Raw genomic sequence first — 25320 nt, 5'->3', positions numbered from 1 at the left:
AACCCGCCATGACCAGACAGCGCCCACGCATCGTGGACCTCAGCGAGACGCCGCCCAACCGCCGGCGCGGTGGCGATCTGAGGGCCGTGCTCACCCCGACGTCGGTGGGTTCCACCAGCGGCTTCATGGGCATGGCGATCATGGCCCCCGGGGAGTCCATCGCCGAGCACTACCACCCGTACTCCGAGGAGTTCGTGTACGTGGTCGCCGGCCGCCTGGAGGTGGACCTCGACGGCGAGGCCCACCCGCTGCGCACCGACCAGGGCCTGCTCGTCCCCCTCAACATGCGCCACCGCTTCCGCAACGTCGGGGACACCGAGGCCCGCATGGTCTTCCACCTCGGCCCGCTCGCGCCGCGTCCCGAACTCGGTCACGTCGACACCGAGGAGGCCCCGCACCCGGAGAGCACCGCCTGGGAGCAGCCTCCGGACCGTACGGGAGCGGTCTCGTGACCCGCCGGCGGGTGGCCGTCACCGGAGTCGGTGTCGTCGCGCCCGGCGGGATCGGCGTCCGCGACTTCTGGGACCTGCTCTCCAACGGCCGTACCGCGACCCGGGGCATCAGCCTTTTCGACCCGACGGGCTTCCGCTCCCGGATAGCCGCCGAGGTCGACTTCGACCCCGCCGCGCACGGGCTCGGCGAGGGCGAAGCGGCCCGGGCGGACCGGTACATCCAGTTCGCCCTGGTCGCCGCCCGTGAGGCCGTCCGCGACGCGGCACTCGACCTCGACACGGACGAGGCATGGCGGACCGGCGTCTCCCTCGGCACGGCCGTCGGAGGCACCACCCGGCTGGAGCACGACTACGTCGCCGTGAGCCAGTCCGGCTCCTGGTGGGACGTGGACGACAAGAGGGCCGGCCCGTTCCTGCACCGCGCGTTCACGCCCGCCACCCTCGCCTCCGCCGTCGCGGAGGAGACGGGTGCGCGGGGCCCGGTCCAGACGGTCTCCACCGGCTGCACGTCGGGACTGGACGCCATCGGGTACGCCGTCCACTCCATCGCGGAGGGCCGGATGGACGTCTGCATCGCCGGCGCATCCGACTCACCCATATCGCCGATCACGGTGGCCTGCTTCGACGCCATCAAGGCCACCTCGCCGAACAACGACGACCCGGCTCACGCCTCGCGGCCGTTCGACGCCGACCGGGACGGGTTCGTCCTCGGCGAGGGCGGCGCCGTCCTCGTACTCGAAGAGCTGGAACACGCCCGCGCCCGCGGTGCGACCGTCTACTGCGAGATCGGCGGCTACGCCACCTTCGGCAACGCCCACCACATGACCGGGCTGACCGCCGAGGGCCTGGAAATGGCCCGGGCCATCGAAACCGCCCTCGCCCAGGCCGGAGTCGGCGCCGACCAGATCGACTACGTCAACGCGCACGGATCCGGGACCAAGCAGAACGACCGCCACGAGACCGCGGCGGTCAAGCGGGTCCTGGGCGAGCACGCCTACAAGACGCCGATGACCTCCATCAAATCCATGGTGGGTCACTCCCTCGGCGCCATCGGCGCCATCGAACTCGCGGCCTGCGTACTCGCCATGGTCCACCAGGTGGTGCCGCCGACCGCGAACTACGAGACGCCCGACCCCGAGTGCGACCTGGACTACGTGCCCCGCGTCGCCCGCGGCCGGAAACTGCGCAACGTGCTCTCCGTGGGCAGCGGCTTCGGCGGCTTCCAGTCCGCCGTCGTCATGACCCGGCCGAAGGAGGAGGTCTCGTGACCAGCCGTACGGTCATCACGGGCATCGGGGTCATCGCGCCCAACGGCGTGGGCGCCGAAGCCTTCTGGAAGGCGACCCAGTCCGGGGTCAGCGTGCTGGACCGCGTCACGCGAGCGGGGTGCGAGCACCTGCCGCTGCGCGTCGCGGGCGAGGTACGGGGCTTCGACCCCGGCGCCATGGTCGAGGACCGCTTCCTCGTCCAGACCGACCGCTTCACCCACCACGCCCTGGCTGCCGCCGACCTCGCCCTGGAGGACGCCCGGCTCGGCCGGGCCGACTACGAGGGCGATCCCTTCTCCGTCGGCGTCGTCACCGCCGCCGGTTCCGGCGGCGGCGAGTTCGGCCAGCGCGAGCTGCAGCACCTCTGGGAACAGGGACCGTGCTTCGTGGGTCCCTACCAGTCGATCGCCTGGTTCTACGCCGCCAGCACCGGCCAGATCTCCATCCGCCGCGGGCTGAAGGGCCCCTGCGGGGTCGTCTGCAGCGACGAGGCCGGCGGGCTGGACGCCTTCGCGCACGCGGTCCGGGCGATCCGCCAGGGCAGCCGGGCCATGCTGGCCGGGGCGACGGAGGCGCCCCTCGCGCCGTACTCCATCGTCTGCCAGCTGGAGTACGAGGGGCTGAGCACCGGGGAAGACCCCGAGCGCGCGTACCGGCCGTTCACCGACAAGGCCTGCGGATACGTCCCCGCCGAGGGCGGCGCGATGTTCGTCGTCGAGGACGAGGACGAGGCCCGCCGCCGCGGCGCCACGGTCCGGGCCGTCCTGGCCGGCCACGCAGCGACCTTCACCGGCACCCAGCGGCGGGACGCGTCCGGCGAGGGACTGGCCCACGCCATCCGGGGCGCGCTCCGGGAAGCCGGTTGCGCGCCGGAGGAGATCGACGTGGTCTTCGCCGACGCCCTGGGAACCCCGGAGGCGGACGCGGCCGAGGCCGCGGCCCTCGCCGACGCCCTCGGCGCGTACGGGCGGAAGGTGCCGGTCACGGCTCCCAAGTCCGGTACCGGCAGGGCGTACTGCGCGGCGCCGGCCCTCGACACCGCGGCCGCCGTCCTGGCCCTGGAGCACGGAGTCGTCCCGCCGACCCCGAACGTCTACGACGTGTGCCACGACCTCGACGTGGTGACCGGCAGCGCCCGCCCCGCGGAGCTGCGCACCGCGCTCGTGCTGAGCCGCGGCCGGATGGGATCGAACTCCGCGCTCGTCCTGCGCAAGGGCTCGTCGGCCACCAAGTAGTGCCCCCGTAGAAGAGAGAAGCAAGATGTCCGACCGACTGACCCTGGAGGAACTGGCGGTGCTGATGAAGACCGCCGGAATCACCGTCGATCCCGCCGAGATGGCGAGCCGTCCGGACTCCCCCTTCGAGGAGTACGGCCTCGATTCGCTGGGCCTGCTCGGGATCGTCGGCGAACTGGAGAACCGGCGGGGGCGGGCCCTGCCCACCGACGCCGAGCGGTGCAAGACCCCCGGGGAATTCCTCGACCTCGTCAACAACAGCCTGATGACCGGAGCCTGACATGCCTGGACACACCGAGAACGAGATCACCGTCAACGCGCCCGTGGACGTCGTGTGGGAGATGACCAACGACCTCCAGAGCTGGCCGCAGCTGTTCAGCGAGTACGCCTCGCTGGAGATCATCGACCAGCAGGGCGACACCACCCGGTTCCGCCTGACCATGCACCCCGACGAGAACGGCAAGGTCTGGAGCTGGGTCTCCGAGCGGACCGTCGACCGCAAGAGCCTCACCGTCCGGGCCCGGCGCGTGGAAACGGGCCCCTTCGCGCACATGGACATCCACTGGCAGTACTTCAAGGTGCCCGGCGGCACCCGGATGAAGTGGACCCAGGACTTCGCGATGAAGCCGGACGCGCCGGTGGACGACGCGTGGATGACCGACAACATCAACCGCAACTCGCCGATCCAGATGGCGCTCATCCGGGACAAGATCGAGCAGCGCGAGCGCGAGAACCGCACCCCCGCCGTCAGCCGTCTCTGAAACGAAAGGCAGGCACCCGGATGAACCAGCCGCACCGCGCCCTCATCGTCGCCCGCATGGCGCCGGGGTCGGCGCCCGACATCGCCGAGCTCTTCGCGGGCTCGGATGCGGGCGAACTGCCGCACCTCGTAGGGGTCACGCGCCGCAGCCTCTTCCAGTTCGGCGACGTCTACCTGCACCTGATCGAATCGGACCGGCCGCCCGGCCCGGCGATCGCGAAGGTCACCGACCACCCGGAGTTCCGGGACCTCAGTGACCGGCTCACGGCCTACATCAGCCCGCACAACCCGGAGACCTGGCGCAGTCCGAAGGACGCGATGGCCCACGAGTTCTACCGCTGGGAGAACCCCGGCGCGAAGTGACCCGGCGGCCCGGACGGGACCCGCACACCGGTGTGTGCGGGTCCCGCCGCGCGTGGCCCGTCCGCGAGGAGCCTCTTCAGGAGCCTCTTCAGGAGCCCGTTCGGGAGCCCGTTCCGGGAGTCCGCCCGGGGCCCGTATCCGGAGTCCGAAACAGCTGACAGCAGGGAGACGGAATGAACCCGACCGACACCGACCACTTCCCGGCGGATCCGGCCCGCCCGCACGAGGACACGTTCTCCCATTCCTCGCTGCGCGTGCTGGTCCTGTCCGGGTCCTCGCGCACCGGCTCGGTCAACGCCCGGCTCGCGGCCCTGGCCGCCGCCCAGGTGGCCAGGGCCGGCGCCGTCGCGGACGCCGCCACGCTCGCCGACTTCCCCATGCCGCTGTACGACGGCGACGCGGAGGCCGACGAGGGCGTGCCGATGGGGGCCCTGGCCCTGTGCGAGCGGATCGAGGCGGCGCAGGCGCTGGTCATCGCCTCGCCCGAGTACAACGCCTCCGTCCCGGGCGCGCTGAAGAACGCCGTCGACTGGGTCTCGCGCCGCCGCCCGCAGCCCTTCAAGGACAAGCAGACCCTGCTGCTCTCGGCCTCGCCCTCGATGGTCGGCGGCAACCGCGGGCTGTGGGCCCTGCGGGTCCCGCTGGAGCACCTCGGAGCCCGCGTCTACCCCGACATGTTCAGCCTGGCCAATGCCCACCACGCGTTCTCCGAGAACGGCGCCCTCGCCGACCGGGGCCTCGCCGAGCGGCTGACCTCGACGATCGGCGCCTTCCTCGCCCTCACCGAGGCCGACACCCGCTACCTGCACCTGCAGCACTGCTGGTACGAGTTCCTCGGCGACCGCACCGACGCCCCCGTGACCGCCCGGGCCGAGGACTGATCATCAACGACCACGGGGCGTGAGCTATGTTGGAACGCGAGTGACGTGAGAAGGAGGCCCTCCGGTGTCATCGGGGCAGCAGGCACGCGCGCAGGCGGCCGCGATCAAGCCGAGCGGCCAGTCGTCGGAAGAGGTCCGCCCCCCGGCCGACCGGCTCCTCGCCCTTTTCGACGGCCGGCGCCTCTCGCCGGGCCAGCGCCGCATCGCCCAGTACCTGATCGACCACCTCACCGAGGCGGCCTTCCTCTCGATCACCGAGCTCGCCGAGCGGGTGGGCGTGAGCCAGCCTTCCGTGACCCGCTTCGCCTCCTCCCTCGGATTCAGCGGCTACCCCGCCCTGCGCGACGTGCTCCAGCCGATCGCGCTGAGCGCGGTCGCCGGCGCCCCGGACACCCGCGAGCAGATCCGCCGCAACGAGCTGCAGGCGGCCGTGGACGCCGAGATCGAGAACCTGGAGAACGTGCGCCGGCTGCTCGCCGACACCAACCAGGTGCTGGACATCGGCCGCGAACTGGCCGGCTCGGTGCCTCTGACCGTCCTCGGGCTGCGCATCTCGGTCTCGCTGGCGGAGTACTTCGCGTACGCGGCCCGGCGCATCCACCCCGACGTCCGGCTGGTGACCCGGGGCGGCAGCGTCGCCTTCGACGCGCTGCTCCAGTCCAGGGCGGCCGGCGGGACCTGGGTCCTCGCCTTCGCCATGCCGCGGCACGCCAAGGAGACCCTGGCCGCCATCCGGGCCGCCCGCAGTACGGGGCTGCGCGTGGTCCTGATCACGGACCCCACCCTGGGGCCGCTGGTGGACGAGGCGGACGTGGCCCTGACGGCGGGGACCGGATCGCGCCTGGTGTTCGACTCGTACGCGGCGCCGGGGATGCTCTCCGCGGCCCTGCTCCAGTCCATGGCGGACGCGGACCCCGAGCGGACGCAGGCCCGCCTGGAGGACTACGAGCAGGTCGCCCACCATCACGGCTTCTTCCTCTAGCGGGGATCCGGCCCGCTCCACCAGGGGATATTCAGCCTTCGACGTGCATGAAATTTTTCATACCCTTGCTTACTCGACGGTATATATGTTTACTGACGACGGCGCTCCGGATCCACCAGATGCCAAAGGGGACGACCCCACGTCCTCTCGAACGTACGCACGGCACGACGAACCTCCTCACGTCGCGGCCGCGCGTCGAGTCCAGGCTTTCGGATCCCGCAGAGCGCCCATGGCGGCCTCGGTCAACCCCTGGGCCGAGGCCGCCCCCCAGAACGTCTCGATCAGTGCTTCGACACCATTCGGAAGTGACGAGAATGCCCCAGACGGCCACGTTTACCCTCAGCCCGGACTGGCCCCTGCAGGTCAAGGCGCCCGGAACGCACGACTGGGAGCGCACGGCCACGCGCTGGCTGCGGGACCTCCTCCCGGCCCGCTACGGCGGCTACCTCACGCTCACCCGCCACCACGCGCTCCTGGCCCGGCACGTCCAGCTCCAGCTGCAGCACGAGATGCGCGCGGTGCGGGCGGCCCTGCAGACCAGCCGGGCCGAGCTGCCGACGATGGGCATAGCCGAGACGGTCATCGAGAACTCGATCAGGATGTACGCCCTGGAGCTCGAGCAGCTGAGCCGGCTCGCCCGTGGAGCGCGCCTGGTCTCGGACGCGCTGCTGGTGGGCACCCCCGCCCAGCGCAGGCGCTGAGGGCCCGGCCCAGGGGTTACACGGGCTGCCAGGAGCGGAGCCGCGCGGCCACGTCGTAGACGCTGACGCGGAGCATGCGGACGTCGGTGATCAGGTCGCGCCACTGCTCGTAGGAGGCCTCCACCGCTTCGCCGGAGGCCTCGATGTACGCGACGGCGACCCCGTAGGCGAAGTACTCGTTGGAGTCGGGGAGCGGTCGGAGCAGGACGATCGCGTCGAGCAGGGCGGCCGCACGCCAGTAGGCGTCGGGATCGTCCACTTCCAGACTGGGCGTGTTCACCCGGTGCCGGGCGACGGCGGCGACCAGGGCGGAGTGGTCGGCCACCTCCACGTCCTTGAACAGCGCCTCCTGCCGCTCCAGCAACCAGCGGTGATCGATGTGCAGTTCCACGCGTCCGAGTATCCCCGCCCGGGGCCCGGCCGTGGGGCTTTTCGGGTCGGGCGGGGACGTACGCGGAGCCGGATCTGCGGCTGCGGCTGCGGCTTCGGCTACGGCTTCGGCAGCAGGCAGCCGGGGCGGTTCAGGTCGATCTTGTTGCCGGGGCCTATGCACGGGACGATGATGTACGTCTCCTGGGCGTAGTTGATGCCCTGGCGGACGGTCACGTTTCCGTTCTGGTCGACCTCGCACGGGTTGTTCACCGTGCAGCGCCCACCGTCCTCATTGCCCGTGTTGTTGACGGCGACGACCTTGCCGGTCGTCGTGTCGATCACCGGCGAGCCGGAGGTGCCGCCGATGGTGTTGCAGGACGAGGTGTAGCGGACCGAGTCCTTCCAGGTCCAGTCGCCCTCCTTGAGGAGGTAGGCGAAGCCGTCCACGTTGCAGCTGTAGATCCGCTTCCAGTAGCCGGAGACCACCTTGATCGCCGAGCCCTGCGCCGGGCGCACGTCGTTCAGGGTCAGCGCGGTGATGCCGTACTGGCTCTGGATCTGGGCGTAGGTCTTGGTGAGCTGGTAGATCGAGACGTCCGTGTCGGTCATCGTCCCGTACGCGATCTTGCTGGCCCGCAGCGTCGCGACCTTCGAGCCCGACGAGTTGAGCAACGAGAAGGAGCGCGAGGACGGCCGGTCCTTGATGACCTCGCCGGCGGCCGGGAAGCCGGTCTCCAGGCAGTGCCCGTTGGACAGGACGAGCGCGGGGTCGTTCGGCTGGGAGGCGGGCGCGCGGACGACCGAGCCGGAACAGTTGCTGAGGGCCACGGTGCCGGCGAAGTTGACGGCGACGGCGGTCGCCGGGGGTGCGGCGGGTGCGGCCTGGGCGGTCGGTGCGGTCGGTGCGGTCGGTGCGGTGGGTGCCGAGGGTGCGGCGACGGCCGGGGCGACCGCTGCTCCCATCAGGAGCAGCGAGAGTAAGGCACCGGCGAGAGGCTTTTTCATGTGGGGGTTCCCCTCTGATGACAATGCGACCGAAGATCCTTCGGTTGTCATGTGCATTGTTGAGACACTTGCCTCAAGTCACAAGAGGGCATGGCGAGTTGGAGCCACCCCCGGGGGAGGAGTCCCGGACGGCTCCGGAAGGCCCCGGATCTGACCGCCGCACGGGTGTTCCGCAGCGGACGCTTTGCCTCCTACGGTCTGTGCACCATGGGTTCCGGATCGGGAGGCAGCGTGAAGCGCGAGATCGACATCGACCAGCTGGTGACGGCGATGAAGGCGGTCGACGAGGCGGGGCGGCTCTTCGAGGAGGCGCGCGCCGTGTACGAGGCGCGCGGCCTCAAGCGCAACAGCGACGACTTCAAGGTCGCCGGCGGCTCCGTCCAGACACTGCAGGGCGCCGAGGAGATGGCCCTCGGGACCAGGAAGTTCCTCACCGAGCTGGCGCTGGTCGTCGGCTACGCGACCGCAGGCTTCGAGGAACGCGTGGGCGGCAGATCGGCGACCGCGCGGACCGGTTTCACCGGCATCTCCGGCGGCGGCGCCCGCATGGCCCGCCCGCTGCTCGACCCGACCGTGCGGGGGCTGCGCCTGCTGCTGGCCGTCGACTTCTTCGAGCCCGTCTTCAGGACCGAGATAGAAGAGGTCCTGCAGGCCGAGAAGGCGACCTACCCCGATCCCTCGACGTTCCGCGTCCCCGCGGCGGCCGACGGCGCCGCCACGGTCGGCCGTACGTCTTGACGCCCCGGGGTGCCGGGCCGGGCCGAGGGGGCGAGGCTGTGGATATGCGTCATGCGCCCGTCGTCGTTCACCGGATCTTCCCGTCGGGAGGCCGGCAGGTGACCCTGCGGACCGCGAGCGGAGAGCGGTCCCTCGGTCTGGCCCACTCGGACGAGGATGTCATCGAGTTCCTGCGGCGGGCCGGCATGCCGGACCCCGACGACGTGGTCCTCGGCGGCACCGAGCTGGTGGAGTGGGACGCGGACACCCCCCACGTGTACGAGGCCGACCCGCCGACCGAGGACCTCCCGTGAACTGACACCGGTCCCGCAGGTTCCGGCGGGGTCGGGTGGGTGTCGGGGGATCCCCGCAGGGCGCCGAACGCCCTATGGCCCGGCCCTCCGCCCCCCGCCGCCTTCGGCGCCCGAGGAGACGTCCCGGCGCACGCCCGGCCTCGGCGATCCGGCCCGTCCGCGGTGGCCCCGCTCGAGCGGCGCGGCCGACCGGCTCACGCCCCTCGCCGGTGGAGGGAGTCCAGGGCGGCCAGGTCGTCCGCGGTCAGGCGCAGGGCGCCCGCGGCCGCGTTCGCCTCCAGGTGGTCCGGATCGCCGGTACCGGGGATGGCCAGCACGTGCGGTCCTCGCTGCAGGGTCCACGCCAGCCGCACCTGCGCCGGGCTCGCGCCGTGTGCCCGTGAGACGGCGAGCACCTCCTCGTGCTCGGCGCCGCTCGCTCCCGCCTGCCGCCCGTCGCCGGCGATGGAGTAGAAGGGGACGAACGCGACTCCCAGGTCGCCGCAGGTGCGCAGGAACGCGTCGTGCTCGGGCCGTACCCCGATGCCGTACATGTTCTGCACGCACACGACCGGCGCGATGGCCCGCGCCTCGTCGAGGTGTTCGGGGGTGACGTTGGAGATGCCCAGGTGGCGGATGAGCCCCGCCTCGCGCAGCTCGGCGAGTGCTCCGAAGCGCTCGGCGATGGAATCGGATCCGACGACGCGCAGGTTGACCACGTCGAGGTGGTCGCGGCCCAGCTGGCGCAGGTTCTCCTCGACCTGGCCGCGCAGCTGTCGGGCGGTGGCATGGGGAATCCACGCGCCGGACGGGTCCCGGCCCGGCCCGACCTTGGTGGCGATCACGAGGTCCTCCGGGTAGGGGGCCAGCGCCCGGCTGATCAGTTCGTTGGCGGAGCGCAGCGGTGAGAAGTAGAACGCGGCGGTGTCGATGTGGTTCACCCCGAGCTCAACGGCCCGGCGCAGCACGCGGATCGCCCGGCCCCGGTCGCCGGGCACGGCATCGTCCGCGAACGCCTCGCCGCTCTGCGCCAGACGCATCGCGCCGAAGCCGATCCGGTTGATCTCCAGGTCGCCGAGTGTCCAGGTACCCGCGGCCGCCGCGGTCATCGTCTGCGAGGTCATGCCCCGGATGATCTCCGCTGTGTATGCTGCCGGGCCATTGATTAGGACATGTGTGAATCCTCGGGGAGGGCCGGACCGTGCTGGCGGAGCTGACGTTCTCGGTGAGCGATCTGGCGCAGATGCGGTTCGCCGTCTCGCCGATGTGGGAGGTCGGCCCGAGCTTCCGGCTGCTGCGCTCCGGTGCCGCGTCCCCCGTGCACCGGCCCTGGACGGAGCAGGTACGGCCACGGCTGGCGGCCGCCGGCCTCGACCGGGGCTGGCTGGCCGAACTGATCCCGCCCTCGGGGTACGTTCCCGACTTCCTCAATCCGGCACCCACGGGGCCGGCTCCCGCGCTGACGGAGGAACTGGCCGGGATCCGGGCCTCTCCCACCGCCCAAGTGCGCCGGGACCTCGACCGCCTGCGGCGCGAGCAGGGGGCGCTCGGCCCCCGGACACGGAGCCTGTACGCCGAACCGCAGGCCCGCCTGGAGCGGGTCGCCGAGGAGATCGAGGCCTACTGGGAGCTGGCGCTTGCGCCTTACTGGGCGCGGATCCGCGCGGTTCTCGACGCCGACGTCTTCCACCGGGCCCGGCAGGTCGCCGAGCACGGCGCGGGCCGTCTCTTCAACGATCTGCACCCGTCGGTGAGCTGGGACGACAACGCGCTGCGGCTGGCCCGCCGGCACCGGCCCCTGTCCCGCGGGACGGCGGGCGCGGGGCTGCTGCTCATTCCCTCCGCCTTCACCGGGCCGGTCCCGTTCACCCGCGTGACGCCGCCCGAACCGCCTCAGCTCGCCTATCCGGCGCGCGGCACGGGTGCACTGTGGGAACCCCGGCCCGCCACCCGGACCGAGGCCCTGGCCGCCGTCCTCGGCCGCTCCCGGACCCTGCTGCTGACCGAGCTGGAGTCCCCGGCGTCCACCACCGAACTGGCCCGGCGCACCGGACTCTCGGCGGCCGGGGTCTCCCAGTACCTCACCGCGCTGCGCGCCGCGGGATTCGTCAGCGCGCACCGGGCCGGCCGCTCCGTGCTCTACGCCCGCACCGCCGTCGCCGAGTCCGTCCTCGCCGCATCCTCCGAGGAGCGGTCCGCGCCGCTCCGCCCGCCCCACTCGTCCGGGTGATCACCTTTCGCCACCCTCGATCCGTGCTGCGACATGTCGCCGTAAAGGGGCCGTCATGTTGATCGACTGATGGGCACTCGTCATGCTGAAGGCCGCCCTGCAGAACCAACCCGTTCATCGCCTACGCCGTCGAGGCCGTGGCGCGGGCCGAGGACTGGCAGTGGCGCGTCGACGACGACACCCTGTGGCGCGGTGACACCCGCGAGAACGTCGAGGAGCTCTTCAGGGCGGGCTCCACCCCGCGCGGCGATCAACGCCGCCTACGGCACGGCCAAGACGGGATGGGTCTACGAGATCGAGGCCCCGGTCGGCATCGACGTGAACTCCACCGCCTGGGCCAACCCATACGAATCGCCGTACCTGTGGAACAAGGAGATCGACTTCCCCGGCGGGGTCGAGGGACGGTTCATCAAGCAGGCCTGCAAGATCCGCCTGCTCAGCACCGACCCGGTGACCAAGGTCAACACCTACGAGAACCCCGGCTGCAAGGACAACCGGGGCTTCGCCCCCTTCCGCACCGCCGACGAGCCGGCGCTCAGCAGCTGAGGCCGAGGACCGGCCGGGCACTTCCGGGTGGTGGCGGGATCACCCGGAGGTGATCCCGCCACCACCCGCTCCGTGCGTTCAGGCGGGGCCGTCCTCGAGGGAGCGGCCGAACTGCTCGTCCAGTACGGACAGCCGCCGCCAGTACTCGTCGAGGCCCGGCGCGGGGGTGCGCGGTGCCTCGCCGGGGGCGCGCAGGGTGTCGAGGACCTGCCGGACCTCGCCCAGGGCCTCCTTGCTCGCCGCCTTGATGGTGGTCAGCGCCGTACGGGCCTGCTCGGGATCGGAGTCGAGCAGGGCCAGCCCGACGCCCGCCTGGACATTGATCACCGAGATGCTGTGGGCGAGGACGTCGTGCAGTTCACGGGCGATCCGCAGCCGCTCCTCGTCCACCCGTCGTCTCTCGGCCGCCCGCCGCTCGGCCCGCTCACGGGCCCACTGCTCCCGGCGCAGGCGGACCAGCTCGGAGACGGCGAGGATCGCGAGGACCCACGCGGTGACGGCCACCTCCTGCGACCAGGGCGCCGGCCCGTCCCCGGCGGGCGGGAGCCACCGGGTACAGCCAGTGGCCGATCAGCAGGTGGCCGGCCCAGAGCAGGCCGACGGCGCCCCAGGCCGCCCGGCGACGGCCGGCGACGACGGCGGCGAAGCAGGCCACGGCCAGGCTGAGGAAGACGGGGCCGTAGGGGTAACCGGCGCCGACATAGACCAGGGTGACCACGCTGACCGCGTACACCACGGCCACAGGATGGCGGTGCCGTGCCACGAGGAGGGCGGGCCCGAGCAGCAGCAGGAGCCGCGCGAAGCCGTCCAGAGCCACCCGCCCGCTCTGCGCGTGCGCGGCCCACCCGGCGCCGACCTGCGCGAAGACGGCGACGAGCAGCGCGGAGCGCCAGGCCGGGCCCCGCCCGGTCCGCTCCACCCACCTCCGCCACGGGGGACCCGGGCGCTCGCGCAGCTCGTCCATACGGCCGCGCTAGACCGCACCCGCCCTCACCCGCGTCACCCCGGCGTAGCGTTTCAGACGTACTCCCCGGGTAGTACGCGTACCCGGCCCGGGAACCCTCCCGCCCCCGGGCCCTGCGGATGCGAGGCTCGCCCGGATGGGGGAAGCTGGGCATGATCTCAGCGCCGACGCTGGGACCGACGGGCAAGGAGGACGTCGTGGACGCATCAGGAGACGGCCGACGCGTCCGTGGCCCCTGGACCAGGGTGCGGACCGCCACTCTGCTCTGTGCGGCCGCGGCCCTCGCAGCAGGCACCGTACCGGCCTCCGCGCAGCCCCGGGCCCTGCCGGCTCCGACGCCGGATCCGGTCGTGGTCGTCGACTGCTTCTCGAAGGCCCAGGTACGCCCCGAGGAGTACCTGCTGGCCTGCGGCGACGGCAACAACCGCCTCGTACGGCTCCGCTGGGAGACCTGGGGGCCGCAGACCGCGACGGCCACGGGCACCGACATGGTGAACGACTGCAAGCCCTACTGCGCGGCGGGCCGCTTCCAGTCCTACCCGGTGACGGTGACCCTGAGCGGCCCGGAGCCCTGGCCGGACCGTCCCGACCTCCGGCGCTTCACCAAGATCCGGCTGCTCTACACGGACACCGCCCCGGCCCCGGTCCCCAAGGACGTGAGCTACAAGCTGGTGTACTGACGGCCCCGGCGCGGCTGCTGCCGCGCCGGCCCTGTGGGAGCAGAGCCCTCCCGGTCACCCCAGGCAGTCGGAGACGAGCTCGGCGAACTCCTCCGGGGTGAGGACCGTGACCCCCAGCTCCGCCGCCTTGACGGCCTTGGAGCTCGGCTTCCCGCTCGCGGACGGCGCGCAGACGAGGTAGGCCGTCTTGGAGTTGACGCTGCTGCCCGCCTTGCCACCGGCCTTCTCGACCAGCGTGTTCATCTCCGAGCGCCCCATGTTCTCCAGCGGTCCGCTCATCTTGCCGGTGACGACGACGGTCTTGCCCGCCAACGGGCCCTCCACGGCCGCCCGGGGCTGCTGCGGCTCCGTCATGTTGACTCCGGCCGCGCCCAGTTTGTCGATGACCACGGCCAGCGAGGCGACCTGCTCGACGACGACCGGGGCCTTCTCAGGCCCGATGCCTTCGACTTCCTGCATCTCGCAGCCATCGGCCTGCCGGATGGCGTCCATCGTGCCGAAGTGCGCGGCGATGCGCCGGGACATGCTGCGCCCGGTGCCGAGCACGCCCAGGGCGCAGAAGACGCGGCTGAGCGGGCGGGACTTGGCCGCCGCGATCTGCTCGGCCAGCTTCGCTCCGCGCTTGGCACTCCCGGAGGCGGCGGTGAGCTGGTCCTCGGTCAGGGAGAACAGGTCGGCGACGTCGGTGACGTCACCGGACTCGATCAGGGCGTTGACGTACGTTCTGCCCAGACCGTCGATGTCGAGCATGTCGCGTCCGGCGGCGTACTCGATCAGCGCGGGCAGCGCGCACCCGGTGCCCTTCGCGCAGCGCCACCGCTCCTGTTCCTTGTTGATCTCCTCACCGCAGTTCGGACAGGCGGTGGGCAGCGGCACCTCCTGCGCCCCGGCCGGGCGGTGGCCGATGACGGCTGCCTGGACGCGCGGGATGATGTCGCCCGCCTTGTAGACCGTCACGGTGTCGCCGATGTGGAGGTCACGGCGGCGGATGTCCGCGGGGTTGTGCAGGGTGGCCCGGGTGACGGTGGATCCGTCGATGTCCACCGGTTCGAGGACGGCCGTCGGGGCCAGCACGCCGGTCCGGCCCACGTCCCAGACCACGTCCTTCAGCACCGTCTGCCGCTCGACCGCCGGGAGCTTGAAGGCGATCGCCCAGTAGGGGAACCTGCTGCCGAACCCGGCCGCGGCCTGCTCGGCCGCGTCGTTCGCCTTGATCACGACCCCGTCGATGCCGAACGGCAGGCCGGGGCGCAGCGCGGCGATCTCGTCGACCTTCTGCTGGGCCTCGGCGAGGGTCGCGACCACGTGCAGACCGGCCGGCGTGCCGGCCGTGGTCTGCACACCGGCCTCGGCGACGGCGGCGAGGACCTCGGCGTGCGTGGCCCCGGAGGGGACGAAGGCGACGCCGTCGAGCTCGACCGCCCCGTACGCCCAGAACGTCATCGCGAGCCGGTAGGGGCGGTCCTTCGCGCGCAGGGTGCCGGCCGTGCCGTTGCGCGGGTTCGCGAAGACCTGCGCGCCGTGTGCGGTGCGGACCTCGTTCGCGGTCTCGAACTGCGCCTGCGTGAACAGGACCTCGCCGCGCACCTCGAACGTGGCCGGCACGGGCAGTTGGCCGGGCAGGCCCTCGATGGTGCCGATGACGTGGCTGACGTCCTCGCCGTGCGTGCCGTTGCCGCGGGTGATGATCTGCTCCAGCCGCCCGGCGCGGTAGCGGGCGGCGACGGCCGCTCCGTCCATCTTCGGCTCGACCGTGAACCCGCCCGCGGATGCGTGTCCCAGGCGGCGCTGGAGCGAGGCCTCCCAGGCGACCAGGCCGGCCGGGTCGAAGACGTTGTCGAGGCTCAGCAGCCGCGTGGTGTGCGCTATGTCGCCGACCGGGGCTGCACCGTCACCGACCAGGCCGGTCGGGGAGTCCTGGGCGACCTCGTCCGGGTGCTCCGCCTCCCAGCCGAGCACGGAAAGGCGCAGCCGGTCGTAAGTGGCGTCGTCCAGCGAGGTGTTCTCACCGCCGTAGTAGGCGTGGGACGCCTCGCGCAACTGCCGGAGCGCGGCACGGTAGTCGGCGCGGCTGGACAGGCCGGACAGGGCGGACAGGCTGGACAACGCCTCATCGGCGGGAAGGATCGTCATGAGGTGATCCTCTCCCGGGGGTCTGACAATGCCCTGCGGTCGAGAAGGGGCCAGCTCACGGCGGGTGATCGCGTCCGGGGTCGGTGCGCTGACTGCGGAATCGGTGGGTCCGCCTCCGTGGCGACGGCCCGGGCAGGCTAGATTGCACCGGGCCGGGGGCCGTCCCGGACGTCCGCCCCCGGCGGCGATCGGTCGGCGCCCTGCCGTAAATTGTCCCACGGCCCGCCGGGTCAGGTCGGGCAAAACGGGCGACAACGGGCGGGAGTGGGCAGGACATGGTGCGACGCGAACGTGCGGAAACGGGCCGGGGCGTCACCTCCGCCACGCCCGCGGTTCCGGGCTCCGAGATAGCCGCGGCGGCCGACGGCGGGCTCGCGGCCCGGGGTTGGCTCCGTCTGGGGCGGGACGGCCGGCTGACCGCCTACGCGAGCTGTTCCGAGGGCCTGGTGCGCTGGACCGAGCCGGCGCCCGGCTCGGACGTCTGGCAGGGGCCCGACCTCTTCCCCGTGGAGGGCTGGGCGGGCCGGTTCACACTGGCCCAGGACTCCAGCGGGTTCGTCTGGTTCGCCGGCACCCGCTACCGGGACGGGGCGCCGGGCGGCCGCGAACTCGTCGTCGCCGCCCAGTACCAGACCGGCCGCCCGCTCAGCGACTGGCGTGCGGTGGGCAATCCCTTCCCCGAGCCGGAGTCGGAGGGGGAGTCCCAGTCCCCGCCGGGAGACCCGGTGGTGCTGCCCGACGGCGCCGGATCGCTCCACGTCCTCGCCACCCGGTTCGGGGTCGGCGTGCGGGGCCGGACCCGGCACGCCGACGGTAAATGGGATGATTGGACGGACTATCAGGGCAAGTGGGTGCGGGGCTCTGTCGCCCCCCTCGTCACGGCCCAGGGGTGGGCCGAGTTCCTCGCGCCCTTCCGCGGTGGCGCCGCGTACTGGGGCCAGGACGGCCCGGGAAGCGGCTTCAGATGGCTCGGGCGCATGGAGGCCGATGTCGTCGAAGGGACGTACAGCGCCTACGAGACGGGTCCCGGCAGGGGTACCTACTTCTGGCGCCACCCGGCGGACGGCGGCGTCGTCGCCTACCGCCCGATGGCTCCCGCCGGCACGCCCCGCGCGCTGATGCCGCTGGGCGGGGCGGGTGGCGCAGGCCCCGTGGGCGTCGTCCGTGCACGCATCAACGGCTACGACTGCACCGTCCTGCTCCAGCGGGGCGCCGAGGGATGTCCCGAGATCGCCGCTTATCCCACGGAGGGTGAGCAATACGGCGCTTGGTGGGCCCCCGTGGGGGACCGCTGCGCCGGGCTGCCGGCCATCGCCCTCGACGCCCGTGGCGCGGTCACGATCGCGATGATCGACGCCGGCGGAGGGCTGTGCGTCGCCCGGCAGGACCTCATGGACGCGGGCCTCGCCTTCGGTCCCTGGCGCAGCGTGGGGTGACCTAGCTCACCGGGCGTGCGGGTGTTCCGACAGGTGACGGTCCGTCCCTTCCTGCGTCACCCCGAACCGGAGGGGAGTTGGTGCGTCCGGAGTGCTGCGCCGAACATCGCTCATTCGCAGGAGCGAAGCCTGACGAGGCTTGCGTGCTTGTGAATAGTTGCTCGCCGTCGCGCAATTGCCCTACGCTGCGCACACCCTGTGAGGCTCGTATAAGTGTGCGGGTCGGGGGTGGGGGAGGGTCGAGTGTGCGGGGAGCGGTGGGTGACCAGATTCAGGGGCGGGTCTGGCGGCGCGTCGCGGCGATTCCCGGCGCGCTGTGAGAAGTGTGTCTACCAAGGAGTTTTCTGAGTGGCAGGTATGCCCCGCCTGAGCGTCGTCGTGCCCTTTCAGGACGTCGAGATCTATCTCGAGGAGTGTCTCGAGTCGATAGCCAGGCAGACGTTCCGCGACCTTGAAGTGATCATGGTCGACGACGGCTCGACCGACTCCTCGACCGCGATCGCCGCGGACTTCGCCCGCCGGGACCCGCGGTTCCGGCTGCTGCGGCAGGAGCCGATGGGACCGGGCCACGCCAGGAACGTCGGCATCCGCGCAGCCCACCCCCAGGCGCAATTCCTCGCGTTCGTCGACGGCGACGACGTGATCCCCGAGTACGCCTACGAGTTGCTCGTGCGGACCCTGGAAGCCTCCGGCTCCGACTTCGTCTCGGGCAACGTGCAGATGATGAACTCCTCCAAGAGGTGGCAGTCCCCGCTGCACAAGGCGCCCATGCGCAGCAGCAAGCGCGGCACGCACATCACCAGGCTGCCGGACCTCATCTACGACCGCACGGTGTGGAACAAGGTGTTCCGGCGGTCCTTCTGGGACTACCACTACATCGCCTTCCCCGAGGGCGTGATGTACGAGGACTCCTGGGTCAACATGTTCGCCCACTTCCGGGCCGCCAAGGTCGACATCCTCACGGACATCGTCTACTTCTGGCGCCGGCGCGAGGGCGGCGCCGCGCCCTCCATCACCCAGCGGCACACCGAGTTCAGCAACCTCCGGGACCGTGTCGCCGCGGTGCAGTCGGTCAGCCGCTTCCTCGCCGGACACCGTGCGCGCTCCTACTCCGACCACAAGCGCAAGTACGATCTCGCCTGTCTGAAGTCGGACTTGATGCTGCACCTGAAGGTGCTCCCGGACGCCGACAAGGAGTACCGGGAAGCCTTCATGCAGTGGGCGAACGAGTTCCTGGACGAGGCCGACGCGGACATCATCCACGAACTGCCCGCCGACGCCCGCGTCAAGTGGCTCCTGGTGCGCGAGGGCCGGCTCAAAGAGCTGCTCGACGTCGTCGAGTTCGAGCGCAAGGGCGGCCCCCTGCCCGTGCAGCGGCGCTTCCACCGCTACCTCAACTACCCCTACCTCGGCGACCGTTCGGTCGGGATAGACAAGAGCGCCTACCGGCTGGACAAGGAACTCTCACTGCACGGGTCGCTGACCGGCGCGCGCTGGGAGGACTCCGAGCACCTGACCCTCGAGGGGTCGGCGTACGTCCGCTTCATCAACGTGCACAAGCGGCACATGTCGATGAAGGCGATCGCCCTGCGGAACAAGAAGCAGGGCCGGGTGGTCGTCGCCAAGGCGAAGACGACCTACTACCCGCAGGCCACCGAGTACTCCCAGCAGAGCCGCTACTGCTACGACTGGTCCGGATTCCAGGTCCGCTTCGACGTCTCCCGCCTCAAGCGCAAGGGCGAGTGGACGGAAGGGACCTGGGACGTGGCGGCCGGCGTTCTCAGCCGCGGGCTGTTCCGCTACAAGGGCATAGCCCGGGGCGGCGCGGGCAGTGCGGCCAACCCGCCCTACCAGTACGTGGAGAAGAACACCCGCGTCGTACCGCTCTTCATCCAGGGCAAGCTGAAGCTCCGCGTGGAGAGGGTGCGTTGCCGCATCACCCGGCACCGGATCGTCGGCGACCACCTCGAGCTCCGAGGTGTCTACCTCGGCCCCAAGCTCCCCGAGTGGGGGAAGTTCCGGGTCACGAGCATGGGCGGCGCCGGCCGGCACGACGCGTGGGTCCACTTCCAGCCGGGTGGCGAGGGGTGGTTCACCTTCGTGACCCGCATCCCGACCAAGGCCCTCGTCCCCGGTCACCGCACCCACTCCTCCGACGGGGTCCCGGAGTCCTGGAACACCGGCGCGAACGGCTGGAAGACCACCCTGCACGTCGAGGGACGCAAGGCGGCCATCTACCCCGTCATGGCGGAGGACGCCACCGACGGCCACTACCGGATTCCGGCCGGACTGCAGACCGAGCGCGGCGACCGCGAGGTCTTCGTGCACCGCAACGGCTCCGGCTACGTGGTGCTGTTCGAGCGGGACACCCTGCCGCTGGCCAAGTCCGCCACGTGGCGCGAGGACGGCTCGCTGGAGGTCGTGGTCGGCTACGCCGCGCAGGACAGGCTCGACGCCTCCGAGTACGCCGCGGCGCACGTCGTCGTACGCTCCCGGGCCCACGGCGCGGAGCGCGTGGTCCCGATCACCTGGTACGGCGAGGAGTTCCGCTTCGTCGTCACGCCCGCGGCGATGCGCACCCTGGCCGGAGAGGTCCCGCTGGCCGCCGGCCGATGGGACTTCTTCCTGCGCCGCCAGGACCCGTCCGCCGTCAGCGCGGAGGACCGCTCCAACGACCTCATGGTCAAGATGACCCAGGAGCTGATCCCCGCCTTCCCCAGCGAGATGACCAGCAACGAGCGGCGCTACGAGGTCCAGGCGGAGGCCTACGACCGGCTCTCGCTCCTGGTCCACTCGGCCATGCCGGAAGAGGCCCGCGGCCCGTACCGGCAGAAGCTGATGCGCACCAAGACCTACCCGGAGGCCCGTCGCAAGCCGCTGACCCGGGCCGTGCTGTTCGACGCCTTCAAGGGGACCCAGTACTCGGACAGCCCCAGGGCGCTGCACGAGGAGATGGTCCGCCGCGGCGTGGACCTCGAGCACCTGTGGGTGGTGCGCGACGACCAGGTCGCCGTTCCGCCCACCGCACGCCCCGTCCGCATGTGGTCCCCCGACTGGTACGAGGCCATGGGCCGGGCGCAGTACGTCGTCGCCAACAACCACCTGCCCGACTGGTTCGAGAAGCGCGACGGCCAGGTCGTCGTGCAGACCTGGCACGGCACCCCGCTCAAGCGCATCGGGCACGACATCGAGGCCGTGCACTTCGCGGACAAGCGCTACCTGGAACGCGTGGAGAAGGAGGTGCAGAACTGGGACATGCTGGTGTCCCCGAACAGCTTCAGCACCCCGATCCTCAAGCGGGCCTTCCATTTCCCGGGCGAGATGGTCGAGAGCGGCTATCCGCGCAACGACGTCCTGCGCCGGGCGGACTCCGGCCGGCGGGCGGCGGAAGTACGCCGCCGCATCGGCCTCCCGCCGGGCAAGAAGGTCATCATGTACGCGCCGACCTGGCGCGACGACCAGTTCTACGCACCCGGCAAGTACAAGCTCGACTTCCGCATCGACCTCGACGAGGCCAAGGCGCAGCTGAGCCACGACCACGTCCTGCTCGTGCGGCGCCACCCCAACGTGGTGGACCCGGTGCCCGGCGCCGGCGACGGCTTCGTCCACGACGTGTCCGACTACCCGGACATGGCGGACCTCTCCCTCATCGCCGACGTGATGATCACGGATTACTCCTCCCTGATGTTCGACTTCGTCAACACCGGGCGGCCGATCCTCTTCTTCACCTACGACCTGGACCACTACCGGGACACCCTGCGCGGCTTCTACTTCGACTTCGAGCAGTCCGCGCCCGGTCCGCTGCTGTTCAGCTCCCCCGAACTGATCAGCGCCATCCGCAACATCGACAGCATCCAGCACGGCTACGCCGCCCGCTACCGCTGGTTCCAGCAGGAGTTCTGCGATCTGGACGACGGCTACGCCTCGGCCAGGCTGACCGACCGCATCCTGATCGCCGGAGGGGACCTCGACCCCGCCCGGGCCCAGGCGCCGGCCGTCGGCGCGGCGGGCGGCCGTGTACCGGGCCCGGCAGGCCAGTCGGGCCAGCCAGGTCCCTGGAACGGAGGCACCCTCGGCCAGGTGCCGCGCCAGCCGGTGAGAAGAATGGATTCCGAGCATGTCTAAGGCAGCCCAGAACGCGCGTCACGTCTTCACCGGCGTGGACACCTCCGGGGCGGTGCCCATCGAGTACCGGTTCTCCCACGCGAGGAACGGAAACCGCCACCTGGTCGTGGTCTTCGCGAACTTCACCGCGCCCGGTGAGTACGGCTGGTCCAACGGAGTGCTCGACAAGGTCCGATCGAACATCCTGTGGGTCCGCGACCTCTTCGACGGTGCGAACAGCTACTACCTGTGCAAGGGGATGGACTTCTCCCTGGAGCAGTCCGTCGCCGGGCTCATCTCGCGCGTCATGCACGCGCTGTCCCTCTCGCCGGACGAAGTGACCATGTTCGGCAGCTCCAAGGGCGGCAGCGCGGCCCTGTTCTTCGGCCTGAAGTACGGCTTCAGGAACATCGTGGCCAGCGTGCCCCAGTTCCTGATCGGGACGTACGTCAAGGAGGGAATCCCCGGCGCGGCCCGGATGATGATGGGCGAGGTGACGGAGCAGAACGTGCGCACCCTCGACTCGGTCCTCCCGGACCTGGTGCGCAGCGGTGCCAACCACGCAGCCAACATCTACGTGATCACGTCACCCCAGGACGAGCAGTACAAGCGGCAGGTGGAACCGTTCATAGGGCTGTTCCAGGGGCGCGAGAACTTCAACTTCGTCTACAACGACTCTTCCCTCATCACCGACCACGGGAAGGTCACGCTGCGCAACCTGCCGACCATCATGGGGCTGCTGAACCTCCTCGTCGACGGAATCACCCCACGGTTCGGCATGGTCCGCAACGGCTTCGAGCAGCCGGAGCGCGACACCTCGGCGATCGACGCGTACCTGACGCAGACCTCGCAGGTGAAGGGCGACTCCTTCCCCAAGCCGGTGGTGCTGTCGCCGGCTCAGGAGGAGCGGGTGCCCGCCAACACCGTCCGCTTCACGGGCACCGCCCAGGGCGCCGTGCGGGTCAGCTTCTGGCAGGACGGCAAGTACCAGGGCGCCGCGCCCGTCGGCGCCGACGGTACGTGGGTCTGGGAGCGCACCAGCCCGTGGTCCAAGGGCAGGCACGTCGTCAGGCTCTTCGGCGCGGACGCGAACAACTACCAGACCGAGCGCACCGAAGTGGTCTTCACCGCCGTGGAGCACGCCTCCGATCCCCTGCCCGAGTACGTACCGGCGCCTCCGCCGCCGCCGAGGCCGGCCCGGCCCCTCGCTCTCTCGGTGACGGCCCCGGTCGCCCACCAGCAGGTCCAGGGTCCCGCCGTCGGCTTCGCGGGCTACGCCCCCGGCGCCGTGCGCGTGGACTTCCAGGAGGGCGGCGTGAGCCTGGGCACGTGCGACGTGCGGTCCGACGGCAGCTGGGTCTGGGAGTCGGGCTGGGCCTGGAACGAGGGCGACCACTTCGTCGAGGCCATCGCGGTCGACGCCGTCGGCAACGCCTCCCCGTGGACGGCCGTCCCCTTCACCACGGTGAACGCCTACACCGTGCCCACCCAGCAGGGCAACTACTTCAACTCGCGCTACTGACGCCGGGATCCGCGGAGGGACCGGAGGGAGTGGCAGACGGAGCACCGGCGGGGCGGCTCACCCGCATCACCAGCGGTCGGTGGTCGGAGGCCTTGGTGTCCACCACCTTGCAGGCGGTGCGGGGCAGCTGTGTGAAGAGGTAGTCGATCTTCGTGCCGTCCTTGTGGGTGGCCTGGCCCTTGCGGGAGTCGCCCTTCTGATCGCACTCGCGGTAGGTGTCGTAGGTCTCCGACGGCCAGATCCAGGCGGAGGTGTTCCGGTTGCCCACCGGCGGCGGAGCGTTGAAGTCGCCGCCGAAGACCGTACGGGCGTCGGTCCCCGCCGTGGCGACCAGCGAGCTCAGCTGGTCGTCGCGGAAGTCCCAGTCGGGGTGCTCGTCGTCGCTCTCCCGCAGCGACAGGTGCGCGTTGCACGCCCGCAGCCCCTGGGCGGGGACCCGCGCGCACAGGATCCCCCGGTGCAGTCCCACCGTCGGCTGCTCGGTCGGGACCACCTCCACATCGGTGAGCCGGGAGGCGGCCAGCAGACCGTAGCCGGCCTGGCCGCGCCCCTGCCCGGTGCATTCGACGGCGGTGCGCCGGCCCGCCGCGTCCACGTCGGCGTACGGTTCGAAGACGGAGTGCCACTCCGGGCCCAGGCGCACCGCCGAGGACAGCAGGTCCTCCGAGCACACCTCCTGCAGGAGCAGGACGCGTACGCCGGAGTCGCCGACCAGGTCGCGCAGCTGCTGGAACTTGTCCTTCGGGCTGCCGGTCTCCTCGCAGCTCCACTGCCGCACCCCGCACATGTTCCAGGTCGCGACGGAGACCTCGTCCCCGCTGCCGGCGCCCGCGACCGAGGCCGGAGCCTGCGCGGACGTGCACGCCACCACCGAGGTCAGCAGGCTCAGGGTCGCCGCCGCGCGGCCGAACCGGCGGCCGGACGGCCACCGCCCGGTCTCCTTGTGTCTCTCCATGCGGACATCATTGGGTATCCGCCGGTCAGACCGTGCATCGGCCCGGGTGTGAACGGCTGCGGAACGCGCTCCGGGGCTGCCGCGGAGGTGGGCCGCCGCTCCTCGACGGCCTACGCGCGGAGCCCGGGCCGGGAGGGGACCTGGGCCGCGGAGAGTTCGCGCACCGTGGACATGTCGCTGAAGGGGAGCAGCGCCTCTCCCACGATCTGGTAGGGCTCGCTGCCCTTTCCGGCGATCAGGACGATGTCCTCGGGACCCGCGGCCGACAGGGCGAATTCGATCGCCCGGCGGCGGTCGGCGAAGCGCTCGAACGGGGTGCCGGTCTCCACGAGGCCCGGGGCGACCTGGTCCAGGATGGCCTCGGGGTCTTCGTTGCGGGGGTTGTCCGAGGTGAGGACACACAGGTCGGAGTGGGTTCCGGCGATCCTCCCCATGTCGGCCCGCTTGGTGGTGTCGCGGTCCCCGCCGCAGCCGAAGACGGTGACGACCCGGCCGCGGGCGAAGCCGCGGATGGTGGTCAGGACCTTGTCCAGGGAATCCGGCGAGTGGGCGTAGTCCACGATCACCGAGGTGCCGAGCGGGGTCCGGAAGCGTTCGAACCGGCCCGGTACGGGAGGCATCCGGTCGAGTGCGTCGACCAGGGCGCCCAGGTCGTGGCCGAGGACGTGACAGGCGGCCACGGTGGCCAGCGCGTTGGCCACCGAGAACTTCCCCGGAACGGGGATCGACGCCGGATACGCGCGCCCGCCGTGGCGGAGGGTGAACCGCGTGCCGGACGCACTCACGGCGAGGCCGGTGGCCCGGTAGTCCGCCGGGGCGTCGATCGCGTACGTGGTCACCGCCCCGTGCATCATCGACCGGATCCCGGCGCCCACGGGGTCGTCGGCATTGACCACGGCGTGCCGGCACAGGCCCTGGAACAGCCGGAGTTTGGCGTCCCGGTAGTTCGCCATCGTGCCGTGGTCGTCCAGATGGTCCTGCGTCAGATTGGTGAAGACGCCGACATCGATGAAGGTGCGGTCGACCCGGTGCGTCAGCAGGGCCATCGAGGTGGCCTCCAGCACCACGCTGCCGGCGCCGCGGTCGCGCATGCACCCCAGCAGGTACTGCAGGTCCGGTGACTCCGGAGTGGTCAGGACCGAACGCGGCATCGGGATCAGCTCGTCGCCGATGCGGCTGCCGGCGGTCCCGATGACCCCCACCCTCGCGCCCTCGGAGATCCGCAGGGCGGACTCGACCATGTACGACACGGACGTCTTGCCGTTGGTTCCGGTGATCGCCACCATGTCCATCTGCCGCCCGGGCTCGCCGAAGTACCGCGAGGTCACGACCGCGGCCGCCGTCCGGGTGTCGGGCACCCGCACGGCGCAGGCGCCCGGCGGCCACACCGACGCCGGAAGAGCCGGTTCCCTGCCGTCGACGAGCACCGCGGCCGCTCCGCGGGCGAGTGCGGGCGACACGGAGTCCGGTCCGCCCTCCCGGTGCCCGGGCACGGCGATGAACAGCGAGCCGGGCGTCACCCGATCCGCGTCGAACGTCGTTCCCGCGGTGATCGACGTCGTCTCCGGGTCACCCCGGAGTACGTGGTGCTCCTGCCCGGCCAGCAACTCGCTCAGCTTCACAATGATCCCTTCGAGGGGGCTCGGCCCGGGCGTGCGGCCGTAGCCAGGCGGCAGCGCCGGCGGCGTGCCGGGAAGCTGCGGTGGTGCCGTGGAGCGGGG

At 71.4% G+C, this 25320-nt stretch carries 23 protein-coding genes and 1 pseudogene; 17 read left to right on the top strand and 7 right to left on the bottom strand.

All coding sequences use genetic code 11. The features are described from left to right. Positions 1–8 precede the first annotated feature (8 nt). From OG332_RS04335 to OG332_RS04295, 9 genes are all read left to right on the top strand, one after another. A complete protein-coding gene (locus OG332_RS04335; RefSeq protein ID WP_327412173.1) occupies positions 9–452 on the top strand; it encodes a cupin domain-containing protein in 444 nt (147 codons plus the stop codon). Further along, positions 449–1720, top strand: coding sequence for a beta-ketoacyl-[acyl-carrier-protein] synthase family protein (locus tag OG332_RS04330; protein ID WP_327412172.1), 1272 nt, complete (start codon positions 449–451; stop codon positions 1718–1720). The genes OG332_RS04335 and OG332_RS04330 overlap by 4 nt, the downstream gene beginning before the upstream one ends. Continuing rightward, entirely contained in the window at positions 1717–2955 is a 1239-nt protein-coding gene (locus tag OG332_RS04325; protein ID WP_327412171.1) for a beta-ketoacyl synthase N-terminal-like domain-containing protein, read from the top strand. The genes OG332_RS04330 and OG332_RS04325 overlap by 4 nt, the downstream gene beginning before the upstream one ends. Before the next feature lie 25 nt (positions 2956–2980). Then, positions 2981–3235: an acyl carrier protein gene (locus tag OG332_RS04320; protein WP_327412170.1), complete on the top strand. Its 255-nt coding sequence runs from the start codon at positions 2981–2983 to the stop codon at positions 3233–3235. Position 3236: 1 nt separating this feature from the next. Further along, entirely contained in the window at positions 3237–3716 is a 480-nt protein-coding gene (locus OG332_RS04315) for an SRPBCC family protein (protein ID WP_327412169.1), read from the top strand. A 20-nt stretch (positions 3717–3736) separates the two neighbouring features. Continuing rightward, entirely contained in the window at positions 3737–4078 is a 342-nt protein-coding gene (locus tag OG332_RS04310) for a TcmI family type II polyketide cyclase (protein ID WP_319732405.1), read from the top strand. A gap of 248 nt (positions 4079–4326) precedes the next feature. After that, positions 4327–4959 carry an NADPH-dependent FMN reductase gene (locus OG332_RS04305; protein ID WP_442816329.1) on the top strand — a complete coding sequence of 211 codons (633 nt, stop codon included), beginning with the start codon at positions 4327–4329 and terminating at the stop codon, positions 4957–4959. A 64-nt stretch (positions 4960–5023) separates the two neighbouring features. Continuing rightward, positions 5024–5941: a MurR/RpiR family transcriptional regulator gene (locus OG332_RS04300; protein WP_327412167.1), complete on the top strand. Its 918-nt coding sequence runs from the start codon at positions 5024–5026 to the stop codon at positions 5939–5941. Between the two features lie 314 nt (positions 5942–6255). Next, the gene (locus OG332_RS04295) at positions 6256–6642 is read left to right on the top strand and encodes a hypothetical protein (RefSeq protein WP_030723417.1); all 387 of its coding nucleotides are present in this window, start codon (positions 6256–6258) and stop codon (positions 6640–6642) included. A gap of 16 nt (positions 6643–6658) precedes the next feature. Here OG332_RS04295 and OG332_RS04290 read toward each other — a convergent pair whose 3' ends face one another. Then, positions 6659–7033 (bottom strand): toxin Doc, encoded by a 375-nt coding sequence (locus tag OG332_RS04290; protein ID WP_327412166.1) that lies wholly within the window; start codon positions 7031–7033, stop codon positions 6659–6661. Positions 7034–7131: 98 nt separating this feature from the next. Beyond that, positions 7132–8019, bottom strand: coding sequence for a serine protease (locus OG332_RS04285; RefSeq protein ID WP_327412165.1), 888 nt, complete (start codon positions 8017–8019; stop codon positions 7132–7134). Positions 8020–8250: 231 nt separating this feature from the next. Between OG332_RS04285 and OG332_RS04280 the strand changes: the two genes are divergently transcribed. Both OG332_RS04280 and OG332_RS04275 read left to right on the top strand, forming a co-directional pair. Further along, positions 8251–8757 (top strand): hypothetical protein, encoded by a 507-nt coding sequence (locus tag OG332_RS04280; protein ID WP_327412164.1) that lies wholly within the window; start codon positions 8251–8253, stop codon positions 8755–8757. A 98-nt stretch (positions 8758–8855) separates the two neighbouring features. Further along, on the top strand, positions 8856–9050 hold the full coding sequence (locus OG332_RS04275) for a hypothetical protein (RefSeq protein WP_327412163.1): 195 nt from the start codon (positions 8856–8858) through the stop codon (positions 9048–9050). A 194-nt stretch (positions 9051–9244) separates the two neighbouring features. Here the strand turns inward: OG332_RS04275 and OG332_RS04270 are convergent, their stop codons facing one another. Continuing rightward, positions 9245–10153 (bottom strand): aldo/keto reductase, encoded by a 909-nt coding sequence (locus tag OG332_RS04270; RefSeq protein WP_327412162.1) that lies wholly within the window; start codon positions 10151–10153, stop codon positions 9245–9247. 77 nt (positions 10154–10230) lie between these two features. Between OG332_RS04270 and OG332_RS04265 the strand changes: the two genes are divergently transcribed. Then, positions 10231–11259 carry an ArsR/SmtB family transcription factor gene (locus tag OG332_RS04265; protein WP_327412161.1) on the top strand — a complete coding sequence of 343 codons (1029 nt, stop codon included), beginning with the start codon at positions 10231–10233 and terminating at the stop codon, positions 11257–11259. A 192-nt stretch (positions 11260–11451) separates the two neighbouring features. Then, a complete protein-coding gene (locus OG332_RS04260) occupies positions 11452–11805 on the top strand; it encodes a scabin-related ADP-ribosyltransferase (RefSeq protein ID WP_327412160.1) in 354 nt (117 codons plus the stop codon). Positions 11806–11916: 111 nt separating this feature from the next. On the opposite strand, the pseudogene OG332_RS04255 reads toward OG332_RS04260, so the two are convergent. Beyond that, positions 11917–12769: pseudogene (locus tag OG332_RS04255) on the bottom strand (sensor histidine kinase); the annotation flags it as partial. Between the two features lie 197 nt (positions 12770–12966). Here OG332_RS04255 and OG332_RS04250 point away from each other — a divergent pair. After that, positions 12967–13449, top strand: a complete 483-nt coding sequence (locus OG332_RS04250; protein WP_327412159.1) for a hypothetical protein — start codon at positions 12967–12969, stop codon at positions 13447–13449. A gap of 54 nt (positions 13450–13503) precedes the next feature. Here OG332_RS04250 and ligA read toward each other — a convergent pair whose 3' ends face one another. Next, complete coding sequence (gene ligA / locus OG332_RS04245; RefSeq protein ID WP_327412158.1) at positions 13504–15582, bottom strand: NAD-dependent DNA ligase LigA; 2079 nt, start codon at positions 15580–15582, stop codon at positions 13504–13506. Between the two features lie 275 nt (positions 15583–15857). On the opposite strand from ligA, the gene OG332_RS04240 reads away from it, so the two are divergent. The 3 genes from OG332_RS04240 (at position 15858) to OG332_RS04230 (ending at position 22644) form a co-directional block, all read left to right on the top strand. Continuing rightward, positions 15858–17018, top strand: coding sequence for a hypothetical protein (locus tag OG332_RS04240; protein WP_327412157.1), 1161 nt, complete (start codon positions 15858–15860; stop codon positions 17016–17018). A 357-nt stretch (positions 17019–17375) separates the two neighbouring features. Next, on the top strand, positions 17376–21143 hold the full coding sequence (locus OG332_RS04235; protein WP_327419104.1) for a bifunctional glycosyltransferase/CDP-glycerol:glycerophosphate glycerophosphotransferase: 3768 nt from the start codon (positions 17376–17378) through the stop codon (positions 21141–21143). Beyond that, a complete protein-coding gene (locus tag OG332_RS04230; protein ID WP_327412156.1) occupies positions 21136–22644 on the top strand; it encodes a hypothetical protein in 1509 nt (502 codons plus the stop codon). The genes OG332_RS04235 and OG332_RS04230 overlap by 8 nt, the downstream gene beginning before the upstream one ends. Here OG332_RS04230 and OG332_RS04225 read toward each other — a convergent pair. Both OG332_RS04225 and OG332_RS04220 read right to left on the bottom strand, forming a co-directional pair. Beyond that, on the bottom strand, positions 22628–23599 hold the full coding sequence (locus OG332_RS04225) for an endonuclease/exonuclease/phosphatase family protein (RefSeq protein WP_327412155.1): 972 nt from the start codon (positions 23597–23599) through the stop codon (positions 22628–22630). The genes OG332_RS04230 and OG332_RS04225 overlap by 17 nt on opposite strands. 110 nt (positions 23600–23709) lie before the next feature. Continuing rightward, the gene (locus OG332_RS04220; protein WP_327412154.1) at positions 23710–25221 is read right to left on the bottom strand and encodes a UDP-N-acetylmuramoyl-L-alanyl-D-glutamate--2,6-diaminopimelate ligase; all 1512 of its coding nucleotides are present in this window, start codon (positions 25219–25221) and stop codon (positions 23710–23712) included. Positions 25222–25320 lie beyond the last annotated feature (99 nt).

Source organism: Streptomyces sp. NBC_01233, assembly GCF_035989305.1.
GTDB lineage: Bacteria > Actinomycetota > Actinomycetes > Streptomycetales > Streptomycetaceae > Streptomyces.
This window is presented reverse-complemented; position numbering and strand designations above follow the sequence as displayed.